Source organism: Flavihumibacter cheonanensis, from assembly GCF_022352215.1.
Taxonomy (GTDB): domain Bacteria; phylum Bacteroidota; class Bacteroidia; order Chitinophagales; family Chitinophagaceae; genus Flavihumibacter; species Flavihumibacter cheonanensis.
On record NZ_JAKRWF010000001.1, the window covers coordinates 1,464,187 to 1,489,972 of the forward strand.

At 45.2% G+C, this 25,786-nt stretch carries 19 protein-coding genes; 3 read left to right on the forward strand and 16 right to left on the reverse strand.

All coding sequences use genetic code 11. The annotated features are described in order from the left end of the window. Positions 1-29: 29 nt before the first annotated feature. The 11 genes from MD536_RS06525 to MD536_RS06575 all read right to left on the reverse strand — a co-directional run bounded on the left by MD536_RS06525 (position 30) and on the right by MD536_RS06575 (position 15,881). The gene (locus MD536_RS06525; RefSeq protein WP_239596918.1) at positions 30-959 is read right to left on the reverse strand and encodes a TIM barrel protein; all 930 of its coding nucleotides are present in this window, start codon (positions 957-959) and stop codon (positions 30-32) included. Between the two features lie 18 nt (positions 960-977). Further along, entirely contained in the window at positions 978-2,450 is a 1,473-nt protein-coding gene (locus MD536_RS06530) for a CoA-acylating methylmalonate-semialdehyde dehydrogenase (RefSeq protein ID WP_239596919.1), read from the reverse strand. Between the two features lie 12 nt (positions 2,451-2,462). Further along, positions 2,463-4,037 (reverse strand): solute:sodium symporter family transporter, encoded by a 1,575-nt coding sequence (locus MD536_RS06535; protein ID WP_239596921.1) that lies wholly within the window; start codon positions 4,035-4,037, stop codon positions 2,463-2,465. A 17-nt stretch (positions 4,038-4,054) separates the two neighbouring features. Then, positions 4,055-5,917, reverse strand: coding sequence for a 3D-(3,5/4)-trihydroxycyclohexane-1,2-dione acylhydrolase (decyclizing) (gene iolD / locus MD536_RS06540; protein ID WP_239596923.1), 1,863 nt, complete (start codon positions 5,915-5,917; stop codon positions 4,055-4,057). 18 nt (positions 5,918-5,935) lie between these two features. Beyond that, on the reverse strand, positions 5,936-6,949 hold the full coding sequence (iolC, locus tag MD536_RS06545; protein ID WP_239596925.1) for a 5-dehydro-2-deoxygluconokinase: 1,014 nt from the start codon (positions 6,947-6,949) through the stop codon (positions 5,936-5,938). Between the two features lie 11 nt (positions 6,950-6,960). After that, the gene (gene iolB / locus MD536_RS06550; protein WP_239596928.1) at positions 6,961-7,830 is read right to left on the reverse strand and encodes a 5-deoxy-glucuronate isomerase; all 870 of its coding nucleotides are present in this window, start codon (positions 7,828-7,830) and stop codon (positions 6,961-6,963) included. Continuing rightward, positions 7,827-8,804 (reverse strand): class II fructose-bisphosphate aldolase, encoded by a 978-nt coding sequence (locus tag MD536_RS06555; protein WP_239596930.1) that lies wholly within the window; start codon positions 8,802-8,804, stop codon positions 7,827-7,829. Before MD536_RS06555 ends, iolB begins: the two co-directional genes overlap by 4 nt. 88 nt (positions 8,805-8,892) lie before the next feature. Then, a complete protein-coding gene (locus MD536_RS06560) occupies positions 8,893-10,275 on the reverse strand; it encodes a c-type cytochrome domain-containing protein (RefSeq protein ID WP_239596932.1) in 1,383 nt (460 codons plus the stop codon). An 11-nt stretch (positions 10,276-10,286) separates the two neighbouring features. Continuing rightward, positions 10,287-11,741, reverse strand: coding sequence for a DUF1501 domain-containing protein (locus MD536_RS06565; protein ID WP_239596933.1), 1,455 nt, complete (start codon positions 11,739-11,741; stop codon positions 10,287-10,289). Position 11,742: 1 nt separating this feature from the next. Then, on the reverse strand, positions 11,743-14,640 hold the full coding sequence (locus tag MD536_RS06570) for a PSD1 and planctomycete cytochrome C domain-containing protein (RefSeq protein ID WP_239596935.1): 2,898 nt from the start codon (positions 14,638-14,640) through the stop codon (positions 11,743-11,745). Between the two features lie 122 nt (positions 14,641-14,762). After that, entirely contained in the window at positions 14,763-15,881 is a 1,119-nt protein-coding gene (locus MD536_RS06575; RefSeq protein ID WP_239596936.1) for a D-TA family PLP-dependent enzyme, read from the reverse strand. Positions 15,882-16,113: 232 nt separating this feature from the next. Here MD536_RS06575 and MD536_RS06580 point away from each other — a divergent pair, with 232 nt between their 5' ends. Next, complete coding sequence (locus MD536_RS06580; RefSeq protein ID WP_239596937.1) at positions 16,114-18,663, forward strand: TonB-dependent receptor; 2,550 nt, start codon at positions 16,114-16,116, stop codon at positions 18,661-18,663. Here the strand turns inward: MD536_RS06580 and MD536_RS06585 are convergent. After that, complete coding sequence (locus tag MD536_RS06585; protein WP_239596938.1) at positions 18,660-19,820, reverse strand: serine hydrolase domain-containing protein; 1,161 nt, start codon at positions 19,818-19,820, stop codon at positions 18,660-18,662. The genes MD536_RS06580 and MD536_RS06585 overlap by 4 nt on opposite strands. 12 nt (positions 19,821-19,832) lie before the next feature. Continuing rightward, complete coding sequence (locus MD536_RS06590) at positions 19,833-21,383, reverse strand: M20/M25/M40 family metallo-hydrolase (RefSeq protein ID WP_239596939.1); 1,551 nt, start codon at positions 21,381-21,383, stop codon at positions 19,833-19,835. A 225-nt stretch (positions 21,384-21,608) separates the two neighbouring features. Here MD536_RS06590 and MD536_RS06595 point away from each other — a divergent pair, with 225 nt between their 5' ends. Next, positions 21,609-21,965, forward strand: a complete 357-nt coding sequence (locus MD536_RS06595; RefSeq protein WP_239596941.1) for a hypothetical protein — start codon at positions 21,609-21,611, stop codon at positions 21,963-21,965. 16 nt (positions 21,966-21,981) lie between these two features. Here MD536_RS06595 and MD536_RS06600 read toward each other — a convergent pair whose 3' ends face one another. The 3 genes from MD536_RS06600 to MD536_RS06610 all read right to left on the reverse strand — a co-directional run bounded on the left by MD536_RS06600 (position 21,982) and on the right by MD536_RS06610 (position 24,794). Beyond that, positions 21,982-22,539 carry an ankyrin repeat domain-containing protein gene (locus MD536_RS06600; RefSeq protein ID WP_239596942.1) on the reverse strand — a complete coding sequence of 186 codons (558 nt, stop codon included), beginning with the start codon at positions 22,537-22,539 and terminating at the stop codon, positions 21,982-21,984. Positions 22,540-22,548: 9 nt separating this feature from the next. Next, positions 22,549-23,874, reverse strand: coding sequence for an amidohydrolase (locus MD536_RS06605; protein ID WP_239596944.1), 1,326 nt, complete (start codon positions 23,872-23,874; stop codon positions 22,549-22,551). A gap of 83 nt (positions 23,875-23,957) precedes the next feature. After that, positions 23,958-24,794 carry a helix-turn-helix domain-containing protein gene (locus tag MD536_RS06610; protein WP_239596947.1) on the reverse strand — a complete coding sequence of 279 codons (837 nt, stop codon included), beginning with the start codon at positions 24,792-24,794 and terminating at the stop codon, positions 23,958-23,960. Between the two features lie 55 nt (positions 24,795-24,849). Between MD536_RS06610 and MD536_RS06615 the strand changes: the two genes are divergently transcribed. Continuing rightward, positions 24,850-25,764, forward strand: a complete 915-nt coding sequence (locus tag MD536_RS06615; RefSeq protein WP_239596948.1) for a pirin family protein — start codon at positions 24,850-24,852, stop codon at positions 25,762-25,764. Positions 25,765-25,786 lie beyond the last annotated feature (22 nt).

Below are 25,786 nucleotides of genomic sequence, written 5' to 3' on the forward strand. Positions count from 1 at the left end.
TTGATGATGTGCTTGTTTTTTGTGCTTGATTAGAGTTGAATGGAAGCCAGGTATTCACGATTCTTTCGGGCACATTCCAATGGCTGTCCCATGCCGGGTAATACATCCTGTTCCACTACTATCCAGTCTTTATACCCTTCCTCCTGCAGCAAATTTTTGATGGATTCAAAGGGTACAGCACCTTTTCCCAACTCACAGAATACCCCGTTCTGTACCGATTGAAAATAATCCCAGTTTTCTTTCGCTGCTTTGTCCCGCACCAGCGGATCAAAATCCTTGAAATGAACATGCCAGATCCTATCAAAATGTTTTTTGATGAAGCCAACCGGATCCGTTCCTCCTCCCAGCATATAATGGCCGGTATCAAAACATAGTCCGAGTACCGAAGAATCTGATCCTTCCAGCAACCACTCCATTTCCTGAGGCGTTTCTACATAACCGGCCCCGTGGTGATGGAAGACGGTGCGCATGCCATATTTTGCTTTTACAGCGCGTGCCAGTGATTCCGCATTTTTGGCAATCAACCGATAGGACTCCCGGTCCAGCAAATCAGCAAGTTCTACTCTGCCTGCTTTTTTGGTTCGTTCCGGTACGGATCCATTTTCATCCGCCAATACGATAAACGCATTCGGATAACCAGCTGCATGCATGAGTCCTGCGGTACGTAATGCACGCTCAATACCCTCTGCCTGCGCTTCCGGTTTTACCAACGCTACAGGTACAAAAGCCCCAAGTAAGTTTAGCTCACGTTTTTGTAATGCGGCCCGAAGTTCAACCGGATCAGGAGGCATAAATCCCCAGTCGCCCAGCTCCGTTCCTGTGTAGCCGGCAGCCTTCATTTCATCCAGCACCTGTTCAAATCCCTTTTTCTCTCCTTCAAGTTCAAATTCCAGCACTCCCCAACTGCAGGGTGCATTGGCTACTTTTATGGTTTGTTTTTCAATAATGTTTTGATGCATAACGGTTAGGTATAAACGTTAAAATTTACGGGTCCATTCTTTCGGCCATCTTTCCACTACCACTTTGGTTTGGGTAAAGAACTCAATGGCATGTTTACCCTGCCCATGCAGATCACCAAAGAAACTTTCCTTCCAGCCACTAAAGGGAAACTGAGCCATCGGTGCTGCAATTCCGATATTGATTCCAATATTTCCAGCCATTGCTTCACTTCTGAATTTTCTTGCACTATTGCCGCTGGTGGTAAACAGGCAGGCCATATTACCATAGGTACCACGATTGATAAAGTCAATCGCATCATCCACGGTCTTCATATGGAGCAGGGTCATAACCGGCCCAAAGATTTCAGTTTTGATAAGCTCTCCGTCAAGGGGCAATCCTTCCAGAATAGTCGGACTGATAAAATTCCCTTTTTCATATCCTGATACAGGCTGGTTTCGACCATCCAATAAAAGATTACCTCCTTCTTGTACTCCTTTGTTGATCAGTGTTTCAATCCGCTGTTTGCTTTCCTGCGTGATAACCGGTCCCATTTCAACGGTGCTTTCCAAGCCGTATCCTACCTGGCGTTTTTTTGCTGATTCGTAGAGTGCTTCCTTGATGTTTGCATCGTTATCCACTGTGATAACTACTGATGCAGCAAGGCATCGCTGTCCGGCGCAACCATACACACTATCCGTAATAATCTGTGAAGTCACTTCAATATCTGCATCGGGCAGGATCACTACCGGATTTTTGGCGCCGCCTTGTGCCTGTACACGTTTGCCATTGGCAGTTCCGCGTGCATATATGTATTTCGCTACCGGTGTACTACCAACGAAACTGATTGATTTTACCAAAGGATGATCCAGGATGGCATCCACAGTTTCCTTGCCTCCATGTACCAGGTTGAGCAGTCCGGGTGGCAGGTCCAGTTTATCAATCAGTTCAAATATTTTCATCATCGTCAGTGGCACTTTCTCTGACGGTTTGATGATCATACTGTTACCAGTCGCTATTGCATAAGGCAAAAACCAGAAACTGATCATCGCCGGAAAATTGAAGGGCGCAATACAGGCCGTTACACCAAGTGGTTGCCGGATCATGAATTCATCAATACCGGTTGCCACATTCTCCAGGAATTCGCTCTGCATCAGCATGGGCGCACCGCAAGCCACTTCCACATTCTCGATGGCCCGCTGGATTTCACCTGCCGATTCCGCCAGTGTTTTCCCACATTCCAGGGTGATCAGTTTAGTGATTTCCTCTTTATTTTCCTCCAGTAATTGTTTGAGTTTAAAAAGGGGCTGGATACGTTTTAGCACCGAAACAGATTTCCAACCAAGATAGGCTTCCTGCGCTGCCAAGGCAGCCGTTTGCAAATCTTTGGAAGTGGCTGCACCAAAAGGAACTTTTGCCAATACCTCCTGGGTAGCGGGATTCAATACATCCCGGGTTTCAGCACATACACTGCTGACCCATTTTCCGTTAATATAGTTTTGTAATACCTGCATATCTTTTTGTTTTTAGCTTAAGAAATAATACACCGCAATAGTGGCCAGCACCAGGAAAATCGAAACCGGTTTGGTGTATTTCCAGGGTTCGATGTTAACCTCACCGGTATGTACCGGCTGATAAGGATTGGTATTAGGATAAAATTTGGAAACCAATAGCATCACGACAATATTCAGCACAAATTCAATTCCCCACACATGAATAAAATGAATATCTACTTTAAGAATGAAGGTAGTCAGTAAGTAAAATGCCAGCCCAGTAAAGATGGCCACCTTGGCTCCTGTTGCAGATATCGATTTGATAAAAAATCCCCCCAGCAGTACCGAAGCAATGGGAATGAAAAAGATCCCGTTTAGTTCCTGCAACATCTGGTAGAGCCCCTCCGGTGCTTTTGCCACCATCGGTGCTACGGCTATGCCAAAGACAGCTAATAAAATGGAGGCCCACCGACCCGTTCTTACCAGTTTCTTTTCATCTGCTGCCGGATTAATTTGCCGCTTGTAAACACCCAATGTAAACAGGGTTACTGCACTGTTTAATACAGCGTTTACCGTACTCAATACAGTTCCCAATACTACAGCTGCAAAAATGCCGATCAAGCTTACTGGCAATACTTTTTTCACCAGCTCGGGATAGATAGTGTCCTGATTATTATAAAGCGAGTCATTGAAATAATAAAAACCAATCACACCCGGCAATACAATGATCAGCGGCATCAGAATTTTAAACAGGCCCATGATCAGAAATCCTTTCTGCGCTTCTTTCAGATTTTTAGCACCCAATGCTCTTTGCACGATCACCTGGTTCATACACCAGAAATAAATCTGGTTAATTACAAGTCCCGTAAACAGCGTTCCAAAAGGCAACACTGAATCTGAACTACCAATGGAATTAAATTTTTGAGGAGCATGTTCGTACACTTTTTTCAGTCCGCTTGCTATATCCGTTTCGCCAATTTCATAGAGCGCAAAAAAGGGCACTGCCAGTCCGCCTATGAACAACCCGATTCCATAAATCATGTCCGAATAGGCGATGGCTTTAAGTCCGCCGAAAATGGCATACACCGAACCCAGCACCCCGATCAGTACAATCATCCACCACATCGATTCTTCCTTGGTAATACCAAAGCGCTCGGAAACATCAAACAGGGTTTCAAAATTGATCGCCCCAGTATAGAGTACGATCGGCAATAAAGTGATGATAAAGGAGAGAATTAGTAAGAGATTGACAATCGTATGTGTGGACTTATCAAATCTTAGTTCCAGGTATTGCGGAATCGTGGTTAAGCCCATCTTCAGGTAACGCGGGATAAAATAAACCGCACCAATTACCAGCGCAATCGCACTGGTAACTTCCCAGGCCATTACAACAAATCCGTTTTTATAGGAAGAGCCGTTCATGCCGATCAGGTGTTCGGTAGAAATATTCGTCAGCAACATCGAGATCGCGATCAGCCAGGCCCCCAGCGACCTTCCTCCAAGGAAATAACTGGAGGCGGTTTCAAACTTGTCGCTGCGCATTTTGTACCAGCAATACATTCCCACAAACAGGGTAAACAACGCAAACGTAACTATGGCAAGATTCATTCGTTGGAATTGGTGGATTAGTAAATGCGCTGTTTTGCTTTGTTTTTCTTCAATTTATCATAGGCGGATTTCACACTGGCATGCGTAGACACTTCCGCTACCGGAACCTCCCACCAGGCATAACCACCTACCCGTTGTTCCCGATCCGTTTCAATGTATACAACTGTCGTGTTTTTATTCTTCTTCGCCTGCACGAGTGCGGCTTCCAATTCTTTTCTTGTTTGTGCCTTAATAACTGTAGCCCCCATGCTGGCTGCATTCGCAGCAAGATCTACGGGAAGAATGCCACCATCCAGCTGGCCGGTTTTTTTATTACGGTATTCATACCGGGTTCCAAATCCTTTAGTGCCTAGTGACTCAGACAACCCACCGATACTCGCATACCCATTGTTGTTAAGCAGCACAATAATGAGTTTCATCTGTTCCTGAACAGCCGTAATGATTTCCTGGCTCATCATTAGGTAACTACCATCACCCACCATTACATAAACATCGCGACTAGGGTCAGCCATTTTGATACCTAGTCCGCCAGCTATTTCATATCCCATGCAGGAATAACCATACTCGAGGTGAAAGCCTTTGGGGTTGCGGGTTCGCCAGAGTTTATGTAAATCTCCTGGCAGACTACCTGCAGCGCATACCATCACATCTTTATCGTTGGACAGGGTATTCACTGCACCTATTACTTCGCCCTGACTGATCGGTACAGGATGATTGAGTTTATACACCGAATTCACCACCTTATCCCATTTTCGGGCTTCCCTTTCCTGTTTAGCGCGATAGGCAGGGGAAACCTTAAACCGCTTAATGGATTGCAGTAATTCCTGCAATACCGCTTTCGCATCTCCAACCAGTGGAATGGCCGCATGTTTGAAAGCATCAAATTCAGTTACGTTTATATTTATAAATCGAACCTTCGGGTTTTGAAATGCCGATTCAGAAATCGTGGTAAAATCACTGTAACGTGTACCAATTCCTATTACCAGATCTGCCTCTGCCGCAGCTGTAATAGCACCCGGAGTGCCGGTAACGCCTGCTGCACCCAGGTTCAGTGGTTCAGCATAATGCACCGAACCCTTACCGGCAAAGGTCTCCATTACAGGAATCCCGGTTCGGTTGATGAACTCCGTTAGTTCCTTACTGGCTTCACTGTAGAGCACACCCCCTCCTGCTATAATGATGGGTTTGCGCGCTGCCTTGATGGCTTGCAAGGCTGTAGCCAATGCTCTTGCATCCGGACGATTACGTTGAATCGTCCATACTCTTTTAGTAAAAAATTCCACCGGGAAATCAAATGCTTCTGCCTGCACATCCTGTGGCATACAGAGGGTAACGGCACCGGTTTCCGTAGGCGAAGTAAGCACCCTCATTGCTTCAGGCAAGGCTGTTATCAATTGCTCCGGACGATTGATGCGATCCCAGTAACGGGAAACCGGCTTGAAGCAATCATTAACGGATATATCCTGGCTCCAGGTGGATTCGAGTTGCTGCAGTACCGGGGCGACTTCCCGTTTGGCAAAAATATCACCGGGCAATAAGAGGACAGGTATTCGGTTAATGGTAGCAGTTGCAGCACCGGTAACCATGTTGGTGGCACCCGGACCAATAGAGGTAGTACAGACCAATGCGCCGAGGCGATTTTTCATTTTCGCATAAGCAATGGCGGTATGTACCATGGCCTGTTCATTGCGGCTTTGAAAATAAGGAAAGGATGGATATTGCAGTAGTGCCTGTCCGATACCGGCAACATTACCGTGACCAAAAATACCAAAACAGCCACCGAAAAAAAGCTGTTCTTTCCCATCTCTTTCCACGTATTGATTTTGCAGGAACAGAATAGTAGCCTGCGCCACCGTCAATCGTTGTGTTTTCTTTGCCATATGAGTTTGTTGATCAGTTTAATCAGTGAGTCCACCGCGTTCTTCAATCAGTTGCATTACTTCAGGTAAAGTTGGCATATCATTCGCACAGCCTGGCCGTTGCACTACCAGCGCCCCACAGGCATTTCCAAGCCGGCAGGCCTTAGAAATACTCCATCCCTGTACAAAGCCATAAATAAAGCCTCCTGCAAAAGCATCACCGGCTCCCAATACATTCAACACCTCCACCGGATAACCGGGAACATCCTGGGGTTCATTACCCGCTGCATAAATGGTAACTCCTTTTGATCCTTTTTTTACAATCAGCACTTTTACACCTGCATTCAGTATCTGTTTTACGGATGCTTCCAGGTTACCTTTCACTTTCGGTGCAGATACCTGTTGGTGTTCAATCACCACATCGTTGATATCCTGCAGGGTAGCTGCCAATACCTCTTCTTCTGTACCAATCGCAATCGTCACTTTAGGTAAAATGGCACGTACCATCAATCCGAAGGAGCGGATATCCGTCCACTGATCGGCCCTGAAATCAATGTCCAGAATGACCGGCACATCTTTATCGTATCCCTGTTCAACAGCGTAGAAAATGGCACTTCGACTCGGTTCCTTACTCATCGCATTTCCGGATACCTGCACTACTTTAAACTGACCAACATCCGCGGCAGCCACATGATCCATGGTGATTTGAATGTCTGCACAGTTATCCCGGTAAAATACCAATGGAAAACGATCCGGAGGTTCAATACCCAAAATCACCGCACTGGTACGTGCACCAGGTATACGGGGAATATAATCCGTAACAATCTTTTCTTTGTTTAGAAAATTCAAAATGAAATCACCGGTTTTATCCTGGCCTACCCCGGTTAACAGGGCAACTTTCAAACCAAGCCGGCCAGCCCCAACTGCGATATTCAAGGGAGAGCCTCCTACAAATGCATTGAATCCTTTTATATCAATAAAATCGGCACCGATATCCTGGGAGTATAAATCAATAGAAGAGCGACCAATGGTCAGTAAATCAAAATTTTTCATGTTGGTTGGTCTTAGGGTTGATTGTTCATTTCAGCAGTTACCATGGGTATCCTGGGATCCCTGAAGGTCCAACTGTCGAATAACCAGTTGTGATCCGGATCCGGTGTATTGGCCAGGGATTGATCACTGCCAGCAAGAAAATTCAGGTAATAACAATTGTATCCATGCAGTGCTACCACTGGATGATACCCCTCCGGAACCAGCACAGCATCGTTATTGCCGGCCCGCAGGATTTCATCCAGGGAACGATCACTGGTATATACCTGTTGCAAGGCAAAACCGCCGGGTTTATCAATTTTATAAAAATAGATTTCTTCGAGATCTGCTTCTTTTAATTCTCCGTTTGCATCCAGGACACGAACATCGTGTTTATGCGCAGGAAAGGAACTCCAGTTGCCGGAAGGTGTATACACTTCAACAGCTACCAGTGAGGAACAACCGAAACCCGGTTCAATCAGACTATTAATCTGACGGGTTGCATTTTCGCCTCCCCTGATTTCAATAGCAGCTTCTTCCGGTGTTTTGAATCGGGCCGGATAATCTGCTTTGGCTTTCACCCATCCCGCAGCAATGTCGAGTAACTCACTGGTTGCAGTCAATTTGAATTCAGTATGACGGGGCAGGTAGAGACTATGTGCAATGCCACTGAAAACAGATTTGCGTCCGTTGCTGGTAGTCCAGGTACCATGATTGGTTGTCACGGTATAATTACCACTCAACAAAATAAAACCATATTCATCTTCACCAGTATACCCCGTCCAGCTCTCTCCTTTTTTCAATAAGCGGGCTTCCATATTCAGGTGCTCCCAGCCTGCATCGGCAGCCGTTATACGTTGGTAAACAGATGCCCCTTCATTGGGATGTATCAATAAATTCTTCATTCCTGTCCGATTATCGTGTGTTGGATTTCCTGTATCAAAGGTTGTAAAGCCCGCGACTGTCCAGCTGTTCCCATCAGTTCAAAACGTTTCAGCATGAATGCCTCATAGGATTGCATGTATTTTCTTCCAGGAACAACAGGATCAATTCCTTCTGGCTGGTTAGTAAAAAATTCCCGGTGATCTCTAGTCCATAACAAACGCAGATCCGTTGCGATATTCACTTTACAAATACCCAGTTGTATAGCTTTCTGCAGTTCTTCGTCTTTAACTCCGGATGCATCGGGTTTTAATTTTCCTCCGAACTGATTGATGGCTTTCACCACTTCAGGATCCACGCAGGAACTCCCATGCAGTACCAATGGAAAGCCAGGTAATAATTCCTGGATTCGTTCAAGTATGTGAAATTGTATTCCTTGTCCGCCACTGAATTTATACGCACCATGACTGGTACCCACAGCAATAGCAAGGGAATCACAGCCGGAGCGCTCTACAAATTCCTTAGCTTGTTGCGGGTTCGTGTATTTGGCATCTGCTTCTTCTACCGACAAATCATCTTCCACTCCGCTTAATACACCTAGTTCCGCTTCTACAACAATACCGTGGGTATGCGCTTTTTCAACTACCAATCGGGTTCTCTCAATATTTATATCAAAGGGATCATGTGAAGCATCAATCATGACAGAGGTATAACCCTGCTCAAGAGCCGCAATTGCATGTTCTTCATTTCCATGATCCAGGTGAATGGCATATATCACATCAGGGTAAATATGTGCTGCGGCCTGAATCATAGCCTGCAACATCACCGGATGCGCATAGTTCCTGGCCACTGGAGTTACCTGTACAAGGATGGGAGCTTCCGCACGATGGGAAGAAGCAAAAAGCGCCAACACCTGCTCCATCGTAAATACGTTTACAGCAGGGATCGCATAACGACCATAACAATGAGAATAAAGCAGGCGTGGAGAGACCAGCATAACAATCGTTGGAAAGATTACTAAATCGTTTTAGTAAAACGTTAAATTATGGTTTTCAGACTAGATTGCAAAATTATTTTTTAATCAACTAAGGTACCAGTGTGTCAAGTGCCAGCACCAGTTCCAGCTTCCCCGTCAGCTTTGAAGAATCTATTTTTGTCTGATCCACTTTGCTTTCCCAGAGATAGAGTTTTTTCAATGCAGGCAAGGAAGTCAATAGGGGTAAACCAGCTTCCGATACCTGGGTCCCATAGAGGTTCAGGTATTCCAGTTTTGTTAATGCCGGTAAAAAAGTTAAGCCCTTTTCGCTAATCGGATTCCGGTTTAAATTCAGTTTGAAGAGACTGGTCAATGGTGCCAATGCAGTTAGATCCGCATCTTCCAGTTGACAATTTTCCAATTGCAGCCAAACCAGTTGTTGTTTTACTGCAACCAGCAGGGAAAGGTCCGGTCTGCTACTCCCCTTCCCATTAAATTTCACTTCCAGCAGATTGCCTGTGCGGGTTAGCAGATTCACCTGGTACCCATTATTCAGTAGTGCATTTATGGCTGAAGGATCCGGAGCCGGTGCAACATACCCGGCAACCGCCTGCTGATCCAATCCGAAAAAACGAACCAACTCATCCCGCTGCTTCGCATTGGGTGTAAATGCGGTTACCCGTTGCTGTTGGTGTGCGCCGGTTTCAATCCACCATTCCAGTATGGCTTTCTGTTCCTCTGTCAAGGGTGTTTTACCATCTGTTGGCATGAACTCTTTATGATCTTCCGGCAAACTGATTCGGCGATAGAGTTCACTGGTAGCCAGGTTGCCTGGTACTACGCCGGCACCAGATTTGCCACCTTTTAAAATGGCAGTATGACTGGTAAGCAGGTATTCCCCTTTTGTCTTTTCTTCATTGTGACAACTAACGCATTTAGCCTGGAGAATAGGCAATACTGCATCTTCAAAGAGATAGGCAGAATCCAGCTCGCGGATTTGACGTGCAGTACTACCTGCTGGTCCCGTTGAGTCCGAAGCCGCAAATGGACTGTATTCCGTCAGGTAAGATCCACCGTGTGTGAGTGCTCCTCCCCAATGGCCGGTAAGTATCATGGCACCAATGGCACTAACAATACCGGTTAAACGAAGAATAGGAAAAGCAGCGCGTTGGCTTTTCCCTTGTATCAAATAGGTTATAAATACAACTAAGGAGAGAACCGCCACCAGTATACCGCCGATCTTGTGGCGTTCCAGTGTTTCCGTTTCATAGCCATCTCCGGAGGAAAGCAACCAGCCGGTAAGAATGGACAGACCTCCACTTACTGCTGCCAGCAACCATAGTATGGTTAATGCTTCTGTTAGCCGGGCGGATTTTTTCTTCCATTGTATCAGATGCAGCACCAACGCAAAACTCAGCAATCCAATGGGCAGGTGTACGAGTAAAGGGTGAAAGCGTCCAACAAACAAAGAGAACTCGGGATTCAATTGCATATACTATCTTATCAGGCCAATATGTCTTTTACGATATTTCCATGAACATCGGTTAACCGGAAATCGCGGCCACCAAATCGGAATGTCAGTTGTTTGTGATCAACCCCCATCAGATGTAACATGGTAGCATGCAGGTCGTGAATGGTAACCGGCTTATCAACTACCCGATACCCATATTCATCTGTAGTTCCATAGATAGTTCCTCCCTTGATCCCTGCACCCGCCATCCACATACTGAAGGCAGAGGGATTGTGATCACGGCCATCCGTACCCTGTGCAAAGGGGGTTCTGCCAAACTCACCGGAAAATACCACCAGGGTTTCATCCAGCAAACCGCGCAATTTCAAGTCTTTCAATAAGCCCGCAATTGGTTGATCCACTGCATGCGCATTGCGCTCATGACCATCTTTCAAATTGGAGTGCTGGTCCCAGCGATCTGCATTGCCTCCAATATCCGGACAGGTTAATTCAATAAACCGTACACCCCGCTCCACCAGCCTTCTGGCCAGTAAACATTGCGCGGCATAATTACGCGTATTAGGATCCGGTGAATCCAATCCGTATAATTTTTTTGTCGCCTCGGATTCTTCTTTGAATTCTGTCAATTCCGGAATGGAAGACTGCATCTTATAAGCCAGTTCATAGTTGGAGATGGCTGCTTCAATGGCATCATTGCCATCCAGGCTTTGTAATAAATGCTGATCCCGCTTTTTTAGAAAAGCAAGTTTTTCTTCCTGGATGCCAGCTATGGAATCCAATGGTTTGATATTCGCAAGTGGCTCTGCTCCTGCTCTTAACAAGGAAGCCTGGTATGCAGCGGGAAGAAATCCGTTTTTGAAATTATCCAATCCGCCAGGAGGGATCAATCCGCCATCCAACACTACATAACCCGGTAAGTTGCTGTTCTCTGAACCGAGTCCGTAGTTTACCCAGGCTCCCATGCTGGGCCGGCCCTGCAAACCACTTCCCGTATGCAAAAAATAATTCGCATTGGTATGCTCCGGAAAATTGGAAACCATGGAACGAATCAAAGCTAATTCATCGGCACAAGTTCCGATATGCGGAAACAGTTCACTGATTTCCATACCGGATTCTCCATACCGATTGAACTGCCAGGGACTTTTCAGAATCTTGCCCACATCTCCAAACTGCGTGGCATCCATTTTAAATTTCTTGGCAGGGTCTTCTCCATTTTCCTTTGCCAGCCGGGGTTTCGGATCAAATGAATCCACCTGGGAAATACCACCATCCATATAAAGGAAAATAATATTCTTAGCCCTGGGCACAAAACCCGGAGGAATGGGTCCGGCACCCAAATGATCCAATAGCTGGTTTTTTCCTGCCTCCACTCCGGAACAGGATGGCAGCAGGCTGCCAAACATACCCAGCATGGCAAGGGATCCAAATCCGCATTTGCAGATGCCTAACATTTCCCGGCGACTAAGCGGTCGTTGAAACTGATTCATATCAATTGAGATAAATGAATTCCTTCAGGTTAAAAATGGTATGCACAAAATCTTTCCACACTGTTCGGCTGTTCTTATCCGATAGCCTGGTCAGTAGCTGATTCGCTTCCCTGATTTCATCTTCTGTTGCAGCCCTGCCAAAACAATTCATATAGAGCCATTGAATTTTTTCCTCCTGTTTCTTTAATCCTTTTTTCTCCATTCGTTCAGCCAAACGAGCCGCTTCCTGCATAACAAAAGGATCATTCAACAGGATGAGTGATTGGGCCGGCACATTGGTCACTTCTCGTTTACCAAAACTGGTGAAAGGAATGGGCCGATCAAAACTGGTCAGCATGGGATCCAAAAAATTTCGGCGAACTTCCAGGTAAACAGTTCTTCTGCCAGCACCATCCAATGGTCCAGATTGAGCCGGTTTACCCCTTCCATTCATAAAAGAAGTGATATGCTGCGGAACAGGTGGACCATACATGGCAGTATCCAATCTGCCGGAAACTGCCAGCATCGCATCGCGGATAGCTTCTGCTTCCAGGCGCCGCAGCGGGAAATGAGACAACCAGGTATTTGCCGGATCTTTTTCCTTGCTGCTAGTCACAGGTATGGTTGAACGCTGAAAGGTTTCCGATAATACGATAGTCCGGATCAGTTGTTTAATGGAATAATTATGCTCTTTAAAGGAAAGACTCAAATAATCCAATAATTCAGGATGTGATGGAAGTTTGCCCTGCAATCCGAAATTATCAACGGTTTCCACAATTCCTTTTCCAAAGAGATGATGCCAGATCCTGTTTACCAGTACGCGGGTAGTAAGGGGATTGTTTTGCTCCAGCATGACTTCTGCCAGTTGAAGTCGCCCGCTGCCCGCCACATCCAGGTTGTTGCCTCGCGTACCCAGTGCCGTTAGAAAGGTGCGCGGTACTTTTTCTGCTGACAACTCCTGGTAATTGCCTCGTATGAAAACCGGACTGTTTTTACCAAATCCATCCGTTACACCATAAAAGAACCTCAGAGAATCGCGCAGAGCAAGCCGTAACCGGGATTCCTGCTCCAGCAACGATTGTATGGAAAGATCAACTTTTAACTTTTTGAGCTGACGATTCAATGCAGCAAGTGCCAGTCCCTTATTGATAGGCTCCACCCATTTTTTATTGTACGCGATCGCATAACGGGCATCTACATACGAATCAGGACGCTGGACGAAAACATGATTTTCATAAACTCCCGGCAACAGTTCAATATACGCCTTATGACCTTTCCACAGCCCCACATCAAATACATATTGCTTCCATTTGGTATCGCTTACCCGTTGTTCAATATTTCCATAAATCGGCCAGCGAATCAATTGGAAATTATCAATCACAATCCGGATCACGGACTCTCTTCCTGCTGCTTCCACACCAATATAATTGGTTGATATGGTAAAGTCTGGCGAACGAAGCGCCCCATAGATACCAAGCGCCATTTTCCTGCTGCTGGCCATACCTTCCCTGAGACCGATAAACTGGTATTGCTCATTAAAGACAGGGTCACCCAGTGTGGTTTTGGTACCAAATGCCAAACCATCCGATTTCCAGCCATCCAGGTCGGATCCAATAAAATTACCCAACACCTGGTATCCGGAATCAGCGGATGCTGCAGCTTGCTGGTTATTCGTTTGCAGCAGCAGGTTAGCAGTACCTGATTCCTGCAACTGTTGATGCGCCCATTGCCTTACCTGTTCCTGGATTTTTTGCAGGGACTCGAGGGTTTCTAATTTTGATGCCTGGTTAACCGGCTGGGGACTAAACCGGGTGCCTTCCATCACACCATAAAAGGAATAATAATCTTTTGCTGAAATCGGATCAAACTTATGATCATGACAGCGCGCACAACTGATCGTGAGTCCCAGGAAAGCCTTGCCGGTTACATCAATCATGTTATCGATTCGATCTGCTTCATCTTTTCGGATATCAACCGGACTGTGGGAGCCTTCCGCCATTGTTAGAAAAGTAGTTCCGAGGATGGATTCGTTTTCATTACCCGGACCAACTCTTGGTGTTGGCAGTAAGTCCCCTGCCAGTTGCTCCCGAACCAGTTGATCATAGGGAATATCTGCATTAAATGCCCGGATAAGGTAATCGCGATAGCGCCAGGCCTCCTGTATCGGATAATCAAATTCATGTCCGCGTGTTTCCGCATAACGGGCAATATCCATCCAATGGCGAGCCCATCTTTCTCCGAAACGGGGGGACTGCAAATAATAATCCACCATTTTCACATACGCATCTTCGTTAGTTTCTTTCAAAAAGAGCTGCCGTTCTTTTTCTGTTGGTGGTAATCCGGTTAACAGAAAGGAAACTCTTCGCAGGAGTGATTCGGGACTGGCGCGCGGAGCAGATTTGATTCCACGTTCGTCCAGTTCTTGTTGAATGAAAAAATCAACTGCATTTTTTTTATACTTTTTTTCAAGCAAAGAACTGTCGGGGGGAATAAAGGCCCAGTGGGGATCATACTTCGCGCCCTGGTCGATCCACTTCTCCAGGATCGCCATTTCCTGTTGAGTAAGTTTCAGGTTGGATTCGGGAGTTGGCATTATCTGGTCCGGGTCTTTGTGATAAATGCGTTCCACCACCATACTATTGGCAGCATGACCCGGGTCTATTGCACGACCGCCATTTTTTAATAAAGCCGTAGCTCCTTCATAGGTATCGAGCCGAAGGTTGGCTTTCCGGCTGCTCTCATCCGGACCATGACATAGGTAACATTTTTGAACGAGGATGGGCCGTACATGGTAATTGAAATCAACAGTATCCGGAATACCGGCAGTGGCATCGGAACCGCATCTGCTGAACAGTGCAATTGAGATAATCAACCCTGCTACTATCCAGGTTGATTTTTGCTGAAAAAACCGGAAGCCCATACTACAAATCGTTAGGCTCCTAATTTAACCAATTCATATGGAGCTTCCGAATTCTGTCTATACAAACGGGGCTGTTTTACGCATAGTGGAGAAAAAATTCCGCATTTTGGAGAATTTCCGCATTACAAACTAAGCGTACGATCCCTGGCTATAGTTTTCCACTCGCCGGAAATTTTACCATCTTCCACGGTGAACACTTTTTCATACAGTGCTACGGTGGGACAAATATGCCAGGGCAAACCAACTAATAGATCTCCAATTTGAAACGCATCTGTTTCTGTCGTAGTAAAGAAAAAATGTTCTTCACTATGACCAACTGGTGTGAGTCCGGTTGCATTCAACCAATTCACTCGTTTATCCAGGCTGTTTTCAGACGCAATGGATTTATGCCCAAGATCAGTGGTAAGGCGATTGCTATCAGGCTTGGAGACCACCCTGCTTAACACAACCGCTGCAGGGATAAAAGGGGTGTCAGATAATTTTTCGGAATAGGATTGATCCCAGTAAACAAAGGTACCCGGACTGCAAACCAGGTCGGGATAGCTCGCAAGGATTGGAAAGCTGGGCATACCCCCCGCAATGATTTCAACCGCCGAGTTAGTGTGTTTATGTAAAATGGATTTCATTTTCCATACGGGTGCAAAAGCAGCTTCCACCCGTTGCTTTCTTACCAGGGGGTCTGGATCGGTAATATGCCCGTCGTAGGCATGTAATCCTTTTACGGTTATCCCTTCCCGTTGGAAAAGAGAAAGGAATAAATCCACAGCAGTATCATCCGGCTTCATTCCAGTGCGGTGCATCCCCACATCCAGATCAAGGTACACGGAAATGGACAACCGAAGAGCTGTAGCTTTTTCCAGAAGCGCCCCCGCGCTTGTTCCATTATCAACCAGGCAGGAAAACATGGTGTTTGGATATAGCTGCATGAGTTGCAGGAAGCGATCGATTTTAGGTCCGACCGGCTGGTATGCCAATAATACATCCGGCGCTCCCTGCATAGCCAGCATTTCTGCCTCCGCGATGGTAGAACATTTGAATTGCTGAATACCTGCTTGTATTAGCAGATATGTCAGATCCGGCGACTTATGAGTTTTTGCATGAGGTCGTAACCGTTTGACATCTCCCACCATCCGGATAGCTGTAGCAATATTCTGTTTCACCCGGTCGGGGTAAACAACCAGGGCCGGAGAATCAATCCTTTCCATGCCTTCAAATAAAAACCAAGAAGATTCCTGCTTCATATCCAGAAAGATAAGCCTTAACCACGCTCCTGTTCAATTATCGAAAAAAATTAAAAATAATAGTCTACTTATTTGGTAGGATTAAAATAATTACTAGTTTTACATTCTCTACAGTATTAATAGACTATTACCACTTATTTTGAGTCGATTTGCTATTCAAGCTTAGTAATGTATGAATTATACATTACTAGGAGTTGCCAATTATTGTCATTATTTAACCAGACCAGAAACCATGAACAAGATTTTATTCACACTGTTATTTATCATTTCGGGCATTGTAGTCACAGCCCAGAGCCGGCTTACGGGAACAATTAAAGACGAAAAAGGCCAGCCAGTAGAAGCGGCCACCATCAAAATCAAAAACACCTCCCGATCAACCGTGGCCGATGCAAAGGGACAATTTACCTTAACAGGATTACCCTCCCTTCCTTTTACACTTCAAATTAGTTCTGCCGGATATGCACCTGCAGAACTGCCGTTAAGCCAGTTGAAAGATTCCTCCATCACCATCATCCTACTGGAGAATTCACAACTTTCGGATGTAGTTATTACCTCCCGCCGTCGGGTAGAATCAGCTCAGGAAGTACCCATCCCTATTTCGGTATTGGGTGGCGCACAGGTAGAAGATGCCGGCGCCTTTAACGTAAACCGATTAAAAGAACTGGTACCAACGGTACAATTGTATTCTTCCAATCCGCGTAACACCACATTAAACATCAGGGGTATCGGATCTACGTTTGGATTAACCAATGATGGCATTGATCCAGGTGTAGGCTTTTATGTAGATGGTGTTTATTATGCAAGGCCTGCCGCCACCACGCTGGACTTTATCGATATCGAACAAATAGAAGTGTTAAGAGGTCCGCAAGGCACCTTGTTCGGAAAAAACACAACCGCCGGTGCCTTTAATATTACTACCAAAGCACCAAAATTCAAACCTGGAGCAAGCTTTGAAGTGAGTTACGGAAACTATGGTTTTGTTCAGGCAAAAGCATCCGTTACAGGAGGCATTACCAAAAAATTAGCAGGGCGCATTTCCTTCTCAGGAACGCAACGTAATGGATTAATTGAAAATGTTTCAACCGGAAAGCCAGTAAACGACCTGAACAACATTGGTGTACGCGGCCAATTGTTGTACACGCCATCTGACAAAGTGAAAATCACTTTTATCGGTGATGTAACAGATCAAAAACCAGAAGGATATGCTCAGGTAGTAGCCGGTGTGGTTCAAACACAGCGTGCCGGTTATCGTCAGTTCGATAGTATCATTGCCGACCTCGGATATCAACTTCCTTCCCGTAATCCCTTTGACCGGATCGTAGATCATAATACCACCTGGAGATCCGGCAACCAATTGGGTGGACTTTCTGTAAATGTGGATGCCAAAATCGGAGGCGGCACCTTAACCTCCACTACCGCCTGGCGCTACTGGAACTGGGATCCCAGTAATGACCGTGATTTCACCGGGCTGCCAGTTTTGACACTTTCCCAGGCTACTTCCAAACACCAGCAGTGGACACAGGAAATCCGCTATGCGGGGGATTTTTCCTCCAGGTTGAGTGGTGTGGCGGGAATCTTCCTGATCGGACAGGATTTAAAAACAGACCCTTTCCATATTGAAGAATCTGGAGCTGCGCAGTGGCGTTTTTCCCAAAGCAGTAGAAGCGATTTATGGCGTACACCCGGACTCTTTGAAGGCTATGGCATCCGGACCCGTTCAAGGCTGGAAACCTTTGGTGCTGCAGCATTTGGCCAGTTAGATTGGGCGATAACGGAAAAGCTGCATGTATTACCTGGCATTCGATATAATTATGACCGTAAAAAAGTGGACTTTGACAGGCAAACCTATGGTGGCCTCCAGACAGAGGACCCTGCGCTGCTGGCATTAAAAAGAGCCGTGTATACCGATCAGGCATTCACCGCCGTTGTGGATGAAAGCAATATATCCGGACAACTAACGGTATCGTATAAGGTAAGAAGTGATATCAATGCATTTGCCACTTATTCGTTGAGTTATAAACCGGTTGGTATTAACCTGGGGGGATTGCCAACCGCCAATGGAGAAGTGCTTATTGAACTCGCAAGAATCAAACCGGAAAATGTAACCCATTATGAAGTTGGTTTGAAAACCTCTCCCGCAAGGAATTTTATTTTCAATATTGTAGCGCACCAGACGGATATTAAGGACTATCAGACTCAGGTACAAACAGCCGAAGTGGGTGTTAATCGGGGTTATCTTGCCAATGCGGAAAAAGTAAGAGTGTGGGGAATTGAATCGGATGCGAACTACAAGATCAATGACCATCTGACCTTGTACGCCAATCTCGCGTTTACGGAAGGCAAATACCTCTCCTTTACCAATGCACCTGTTCCGCTGGAAGAAACCGGCGCTTCGACTTCTTTTAAGAATATTTCTAAGGGTGATCTCCCGGGTATCTCCAAATGGGCAGGATCTATCGGCGGTGAAATACAATCCGCTCTTAAGAAAGCATTCAATAAAGAAGGCCGTTATTTCCTGGCGATCGACAATTATTTCCGGACTGGTTTCTCTTCAAGTCCATCCCCTTCAAAATATCTAAACGTTCCCGGTTATGCGCTTTTTAATGGAAGAGTGGGTTATCGTTCAAGAGAAGGGATCAGTATTTTCCTCTGGGGCAGAAACCTGCTGAACAAAAATTACTTTGAGCAATTGCTGCCTGCTGCGGGTAATGCAGGGCACTATGCAGCAGTGCTGGGAGACCAGCGAACTTATGGAGTAACGCTGCGGTATGCGATTAATTAATCAGCTTTAATTAGTCCTGCATACAAGTTCTCCACTACAGTTCTAATAACAGCATTGTACCCCTCGGCATACCGGGGGGTACAGCCATTGCTGATTACTACAATTCCCCATTTTTTGGTTGGATCAAAATACATCGCACTGAACAATCCATAAGCAACACCTGTATGTCCGACTAATTCCTTACCTGCTATTAACCGGGTTGTTTTTTCCAATGCCAGTCCATAGTTTTCCTGGGTTGACAAAGGGGTTTGCATCCGCTGGCTCAATTTTTTTGGTATGATTCTTTTACCGTTACTTTTTCCATAATTCATGTGCATCATCATATAACGGGCAAGGTCAATGGAAGAAATCTTCATGCCACCTGTAGGAGAAAAAATAGGTGTGCTATAACCCATGGTATAATTCCGGATCTCCTCACTGCGAGGCGCATACGCTCCTGGAGAAGCACGGAATCCGATCGAATCATTTACATATTCATAAAGGGTGGCAAAGCGTCGCGCATCAAGTGAATCAATGCAATATCCCCCATATAGTCCCAGCGGATCCAGGATATGATGCTTTATATACTGATCAAATCGTTCGCCGCTGTACTTTTCTATGATGGTACCAATCATATTAAAATTCAGATTGCAATACTGGTATCCTTCGCCAGGCGCATAGGCATTATAACAGCTATCTGCATTCGGATTTTTTGCCGGGTTGATGGCATCCAGGGTAAAATAACCCTTCCGGTCGTTGATACTGGAACGATGAGAAAGTAAGTGTTCCAATGTTATCACTCTATCCGGAAACCGGGGATTGCGTACTTTAAAGCCAATCAGCTCACTCACATCATCAGTTAATTTGAGTTTACGAGCTTTCACCAATTGCAGAATGGCAGTAGCAGAAAAGGATTTGGAAATAGAAGCAATACGGAAAATATCCGTATTGCTTAATGGTGTTCTGGATTCGAGCTCCTTATATCCAAAATTCTGGCTGTAAACGAGCTTATTGTCTTTTACTACAGCAACAGCTATGCCTACTGCCTTTCCGGAATCAATAAGGTGCTGGATGGCCAGTTCTGCTTTTTCGATTTGCGCAACAGCCATAGCAGGCAGCAGCAACAGGAACAGGGATCTTATTAATAATTTATACATGGCTCCTACTTCATAATTCATAATTCATAATTCTTACTTCCCACTTCTATTGGCTTTTCGCTGCGCGGGCCATTCTCCCTGCTTACCTGTTCTTGGATTGATCGGCAATACTGCTTTTTCTCTGGATGTTTTTTGAGGCTCTTCGCAAGCCATGTACACCAGGATAGCCGTCAGAATCGCATTCTTACGCACATCATCAAATACAATCTTATCGTAGGTATCCCGATTGGTATGCCAGGTATAGGAACCATAGGACCAGCTCTTGGAACTCAGAGAAAATCCAGGTGCACCAACTGCTACAAAAGAAGCATAATCCGATCCGCCACCACCGGGAGATCCTGGAAAACGGGTTTCGATTTCATTACGAATATCTTCCGGCACTTTGGACAACCACCGGCCCAGATAATCATAGGCATGTAAAAATCCTTGTCCGGAAATATTGGCCACCCGACCGGTACCATTGTCCTGGTTGAACAATGCCTGCAGATTAGCAACAATCTCCGGATGATCTTCCACGAAAGCACGGGACCCATTCAGTCCCTGCTCCTCACTGCCCCAATGTCCGACCAGGATGGTGCGTTTTGGATTGGGATAGACTTTTTTCAAAATGCGCATCGCTTCCATCATTACAATGGTGCCGGTTGCATTATCCGTAGCACCCGTACCACCATCCCAGGAATCAAAATGGGCGGAGAGCATTACATATTCATTGGGCTTTTCTGTTCCTTTGATTTCAGCAAGGGTATTAAAAGTAGGTACGGTTCCCAATTCTTTGGAATCAGCACGAACATTCAAAACAGGTTTAACACCGGATTCTGTCAGGCGATACAACATGCCATAATCTTCCAATGCCACATCAATGGTCGGGATCTTGGTGGTGTTAGCACCAAAGATTTTATTTACTCCGAAACCAGAAGACCAGTTGCTTATAATAATACCGGCTGCACCCGCTTTCTCAATAGCCAATGCAAGGTCTTTGTTATTTAATCCGGTTTTGCTGATGCGTTTTCTCCAGGCAGCGGTTTGCGCTTCCCGATCCTTTTTCATCTTTTCAAAGGAATCAGGAGTAGCCCATTCCTGCCAGTTGTAATCAGGGCGACCGGTAGGCTGGTTCATGGAAATCAGGACAAACTTGCCTTTTACATTGGGCAACCAATTTTGAAAAGCAATTGAATCTGCAACATCCGCAAGGATGATGGTTTCGCCGGAAACTGTTTTTCCTTTGGTGCTTGGGCTCCAGGCCAGTTGCATTCCTTCCAGCGATTTTACTCTGGGAGATACCATATCGATATGGGTGATACCTCTCTCCCAGCCTCTCCATTCACCCCAGTTTTCCACTCTTGCATCGATGCCCCATTCCTTGTATTTGGCAATGGCCCAGTCTGCCGCATTTTTCATTTGTGGAGTACCCACAAGTCGAGGTCCGATACCATCCGTCAACTGATGCGCCAATACTTCCAATTGTGATTGTACAGTAGCTTCTTTTACAATGGCTGCTACTACGAGGGAGTCATTTTTTTGTGACCATACGGTGGTACTAACCAGAAAACAACCCGCTACCAGGGTTTGTTGTAGAAATCTCATGTTCGGTTAAGTGTTATTGTTAGGCTTACAATTTAAGGAATTAAAGTAAACCTACTATTTCATTCTTTATAGGGTTTTGGTAGGGTTTTCCTAGGGTTTTCATAGGGTTATTATTGGATCTAAAACCAATGAATACCTATTAAAATCTAATTAAATTAAGTATAAACTATATGTGATTTAGATATTATTACATATATTAATTGGACAAATCAGACATTCAAACCTATGGCAAGTAGTACAACCTCCATCCTGAAAGACTATAGCGGTAAATTGGGTAACCAGTTTGTATTGAAGAGATATGGCGACAAATCAGTAATCTGCAGACTCCCCAAAAGGGATAAGCGCAAAAAGCGAACAGAGAAACAAGTGCAGAACAACCAACTGATGGCAATCGCCAATAATTTAGCCAAGTCGATCATTAATGATCCTGCAAGAAGAGATGCCGCCCAATTGTTCCTGAACGTTACGCGTAACAAATTATATACCGGCCTGGTAAAGCTCTACTTTCAACAGGTTAAAGCCGCCAAAGAAAATGGTCTGGAGATACCAAAGAATATAACAATAGCTGCGAAAGCTGATTGAACTATTGCTTTCAAGTCTACCTTTCCAGGATTCGCACGATTTCCTTATAGCCTGCCTTCCGGGCGTGCTCCAAAGCAGTAATACCATTTTTATCGGGTATGGACCGATCGCAACCTGCAGCTACCAGGATTTCTACTATGGTGGCATATTTTGAACTTCCATCTCCAAGCAGTACCGCTTCCAGCAGTGCTGTCCATCCAAGGCGGTTACCATGATTGATTGGAAAGCCCTTAGTATTCGCCAACAACCTTACCGTTTCAATATGCCCACGCTCACAGGCAGGTATCAACGCAGTTCCATTATACCGGTTAAATACATCAAAGCGGGCCCCATTGTCCAGAAATAGTTTCACCAATTCTGTATAACCCAGGGCGCCTGCCAATAAAAAGGGACTGTCCAATTGCTCATTTTGATAATTGACATTGGCCCCCAATTTCAACAGCTCGGATGCTTTCTCCATATTCCTGTCACGTACTGCCTGTAATAAGGACTTGTTGATTTTATCCATTTGATCAAATGCTGAATGAGTGGTTGATAAAAAGAAAGAAATAAAACAAATGAATAGCGCTTTCATGTGTCTGTATTAATTGAATACTTTATTCCCTTTATGAAACAATGCATTTACGGTACTTACCCTTGCCACCGCTTCTGCAGAGCAACTCGCATCTACTAAAACAAAGCTTGCTTCCAATCCGGCTTTGGGCCATTGCTGCTCACCTTTTCGGTTGAGGGGTGTAATTCCTGCTGTTGCCAGTCCCAACGATTGGGAAAGCTCCAGCTCGGTTACCATTCCATATAATTGCGCTGCCAGATTGGCTTTTTGTAATACACTGCCGGTGCCAAAACTATTCCAGTGATCAACGATGCTATCATTTCCGGTTACTACCTGAACGCCGTGTTTTAATAAGGTGGGAATAGGCATCTGCAAACGCCCCATGGGTATGCTGGAGGCGATGCCAATTCCCGCTGCCGCCAGCTTTTCGGCTATTGCTTCCTGTTGGCTGCTTTCCAGCGATGCCAACACAAAAGCATGACTTAACCAGGTCCGGTTTTTTAAAACAGGATTTTCATTCACCCGATCAATCAGGTAATTCACCACCTGTAAGCCATCTGCACCACCCTCATGCAAATGAATATCGATTCCCTTCTTATAATCTAATGCCAGTTGCACAGTAAAATCCATGGTGCGATTAATATTTCCATCAATGGATGCAGGATCCAATCCACCTATAAAATCGATTCCAGCCTGCGCCGCTTCTTTCATCAGCGAAGTGGAATCACGGTAATAAAGTCCGTGTTGTGGAAATGCTACCAGCTCTGCACCAAATCCCAGTTTCTTATTCTCCAATGCAGTTTGCAGATTTCGAAGCGATTGCAATTGTGAGGTTGGTTCAATGTTGACATGACTTCTTGCAAAGGCCGTACCTTTTGATTGCAACAATTCAATCATCTTTTCAGCCTTATAGGTAGAGGTCTTGAGCATTTCAGGAAGTATCTTCTCTTCCATTGCAATCATATCCTTTACCGTCCGGTTTTTAATCACTCTTGGCTGCCAGGGACCACCATAAAAAGTTTTATCCAGATGAATATGCATGTCCTTAAAAGAAGGAAGCATCAACAAACCTTTTGCATCAAGCGATTTTGATCCAACCTGGTTTTTAGTGATACGTTTAATTTTACCCTGTTCAATTTCTACAGAGAATAAATCAGTGCTGGTTCCGGTCACAGCTCCTTGCTCAAGGATATAACCAGTTTCCAAACGAACATTCTTCAACACGAAACTTGATGATACTTCGTCACTCAGTTCATTACTACTTAAACCCGGCAACTGCTCCGAACCGGGAATGGCTAAACCAGCGATCAGTCCGGATGCATTTTTTATAAATGTTTTTCTACTAACCTGTTGCATGCCCATATCAGAATTTGATACAAAACTACCATAGAATCGCCCTTTCAATATTGCAGGCTTTCGAACAAAACTTGTAATTTTTATTACTTTTTCCGGAAAGCTGCCGGGCTTAGCCCAGCTTTTAACTTGAATACATTGGAGAAATAAGCAGGGTCATCAAAACCCAGCGCATAGGCTATTTCCTTAATGGACTGCTCACTAATCAACAACCGCCTTTTTGCTTCCATTATTATTCTGTTTTGCAGCAACTCCTTGGCGTTTTTAGTTAAGTTGCGCTTGCAGACAATATTTAGATAATTGGCGGTAACATGTAATTTCCTTGCATAGAATTCAACTGATTTTTCCTGCAAATAGTACCGTTCAATAAGTTTCAGGTATTCAGAAACAAGCACTCTATTTGTTGTCGAAAGGGTCTTCCACTCTCTGTTTTCCAAGAGCCTGAAGATTAATTGAAGGAGTATAATGGATCTTGCTTGTATAACTTTCCAGCTCAATGTTGGTTGCGACAGTTCATTCCCTAATTGAAGAAATTCATACCGTAAACTTGTAAACTCCTTTTGTGGTATGGTTAGAACAGGTTTCTCCTGGAACAAATACCAGCCAATCTCTATTGATTGTTGAATGGTTGAAAACATTTCCTTGCTGATCATTAACTGAACGGCACGGGTAGTTTTATCAAATTTCCAATCATGCACCTGACCGGGATACAGAATATGCAACTGGTTTTTTCCGATTTTATACTTCATCCCGTCTATGCGATGATACCCTTTTCCAGTTTCAAATAACAACAAGACATAGAAATCATGTTTATGGGGACTATCAATACTTCTTTCCCCGAGAATTTCGTGATACTGAAGTTCCCGGCTAAGAGAATGCTCTTCGGGGAATGCATCCAATCCAATAACGGGTATATTATCCATGCCTGGTAACACAAAATAAACCTATACTTCTTATTTTGAGGTTAATTGTAAAATTATGCTGGATATTGTAATCGATTCAAGGCAGGCTGCGATCAGTGAACACATCAATGTAAAACGCATTCTGCCCTTTCGCCAACGCAGAATGGTAGGACCCTTTATTTTCATGGATCATGCTGGTCCGGTTACCTCCGCGCCCTCTCCCATATCTAAAATGGATGTATTGCCACATCCGCATATCGGATTGTCTACAGTGAGTTATTTGCTGGGGGGAAAAGTGACGCATCGCGACAGTCTGGGTGTTGAACAGGTGATCATTCCTGGTGAAGTCAACTGGATGACTGCCGGCCGGGGTATTGCACATTCGGAACGCTTTGAGGACCCAGCCGTTTTACAACAAGGCCAGTTAGAACTAATCCAGACCTGGGTAGCATTACCAGAAAAAGAGGAAGAAGCAGACCCAGCTTTTGAAAATTTCAAACCGGAGCAACTCCCGGTATTTACAGATACCGGTATCTGGATGCGATTGATCGCGGGAAATGCCTATGGATTACGCAATGAGGTGAAAACCTTATCGCCCCTCTTTTACCTGCATGTAGTGCTGGAAGCCGGAACCCGTTTTGCCCTGCCGCAGGAACACAGTGAACGGGGTGTGTATGTAGTTCGTGGCACACTGGAAACAGGCGGACAGTTGTATCGCGAGGGGCAGTTGTTGGTGTTTACCAAAAAATCGGATCCGGTACTGCTGGCAAAAGAACACTGCACCCTGATGTTGCTGGGGGGAGAACCATTGGGCGACCGGTTTATCTGGTGGAATTTTGTATCCTCCCGCAAAGAGCGGATTGAACAGGCAAAAGAAGACTGGAAACAGGGCCGGATCATCCTGCCACCCAACGACAACCATGAATTTATTCCCTTGCCAGAAGATAAATCAAAACCTGCCGGGGGGCCATGCCCGGAGCTTCTTTCCTGATTCCTGTTAAAAAAACCATTTC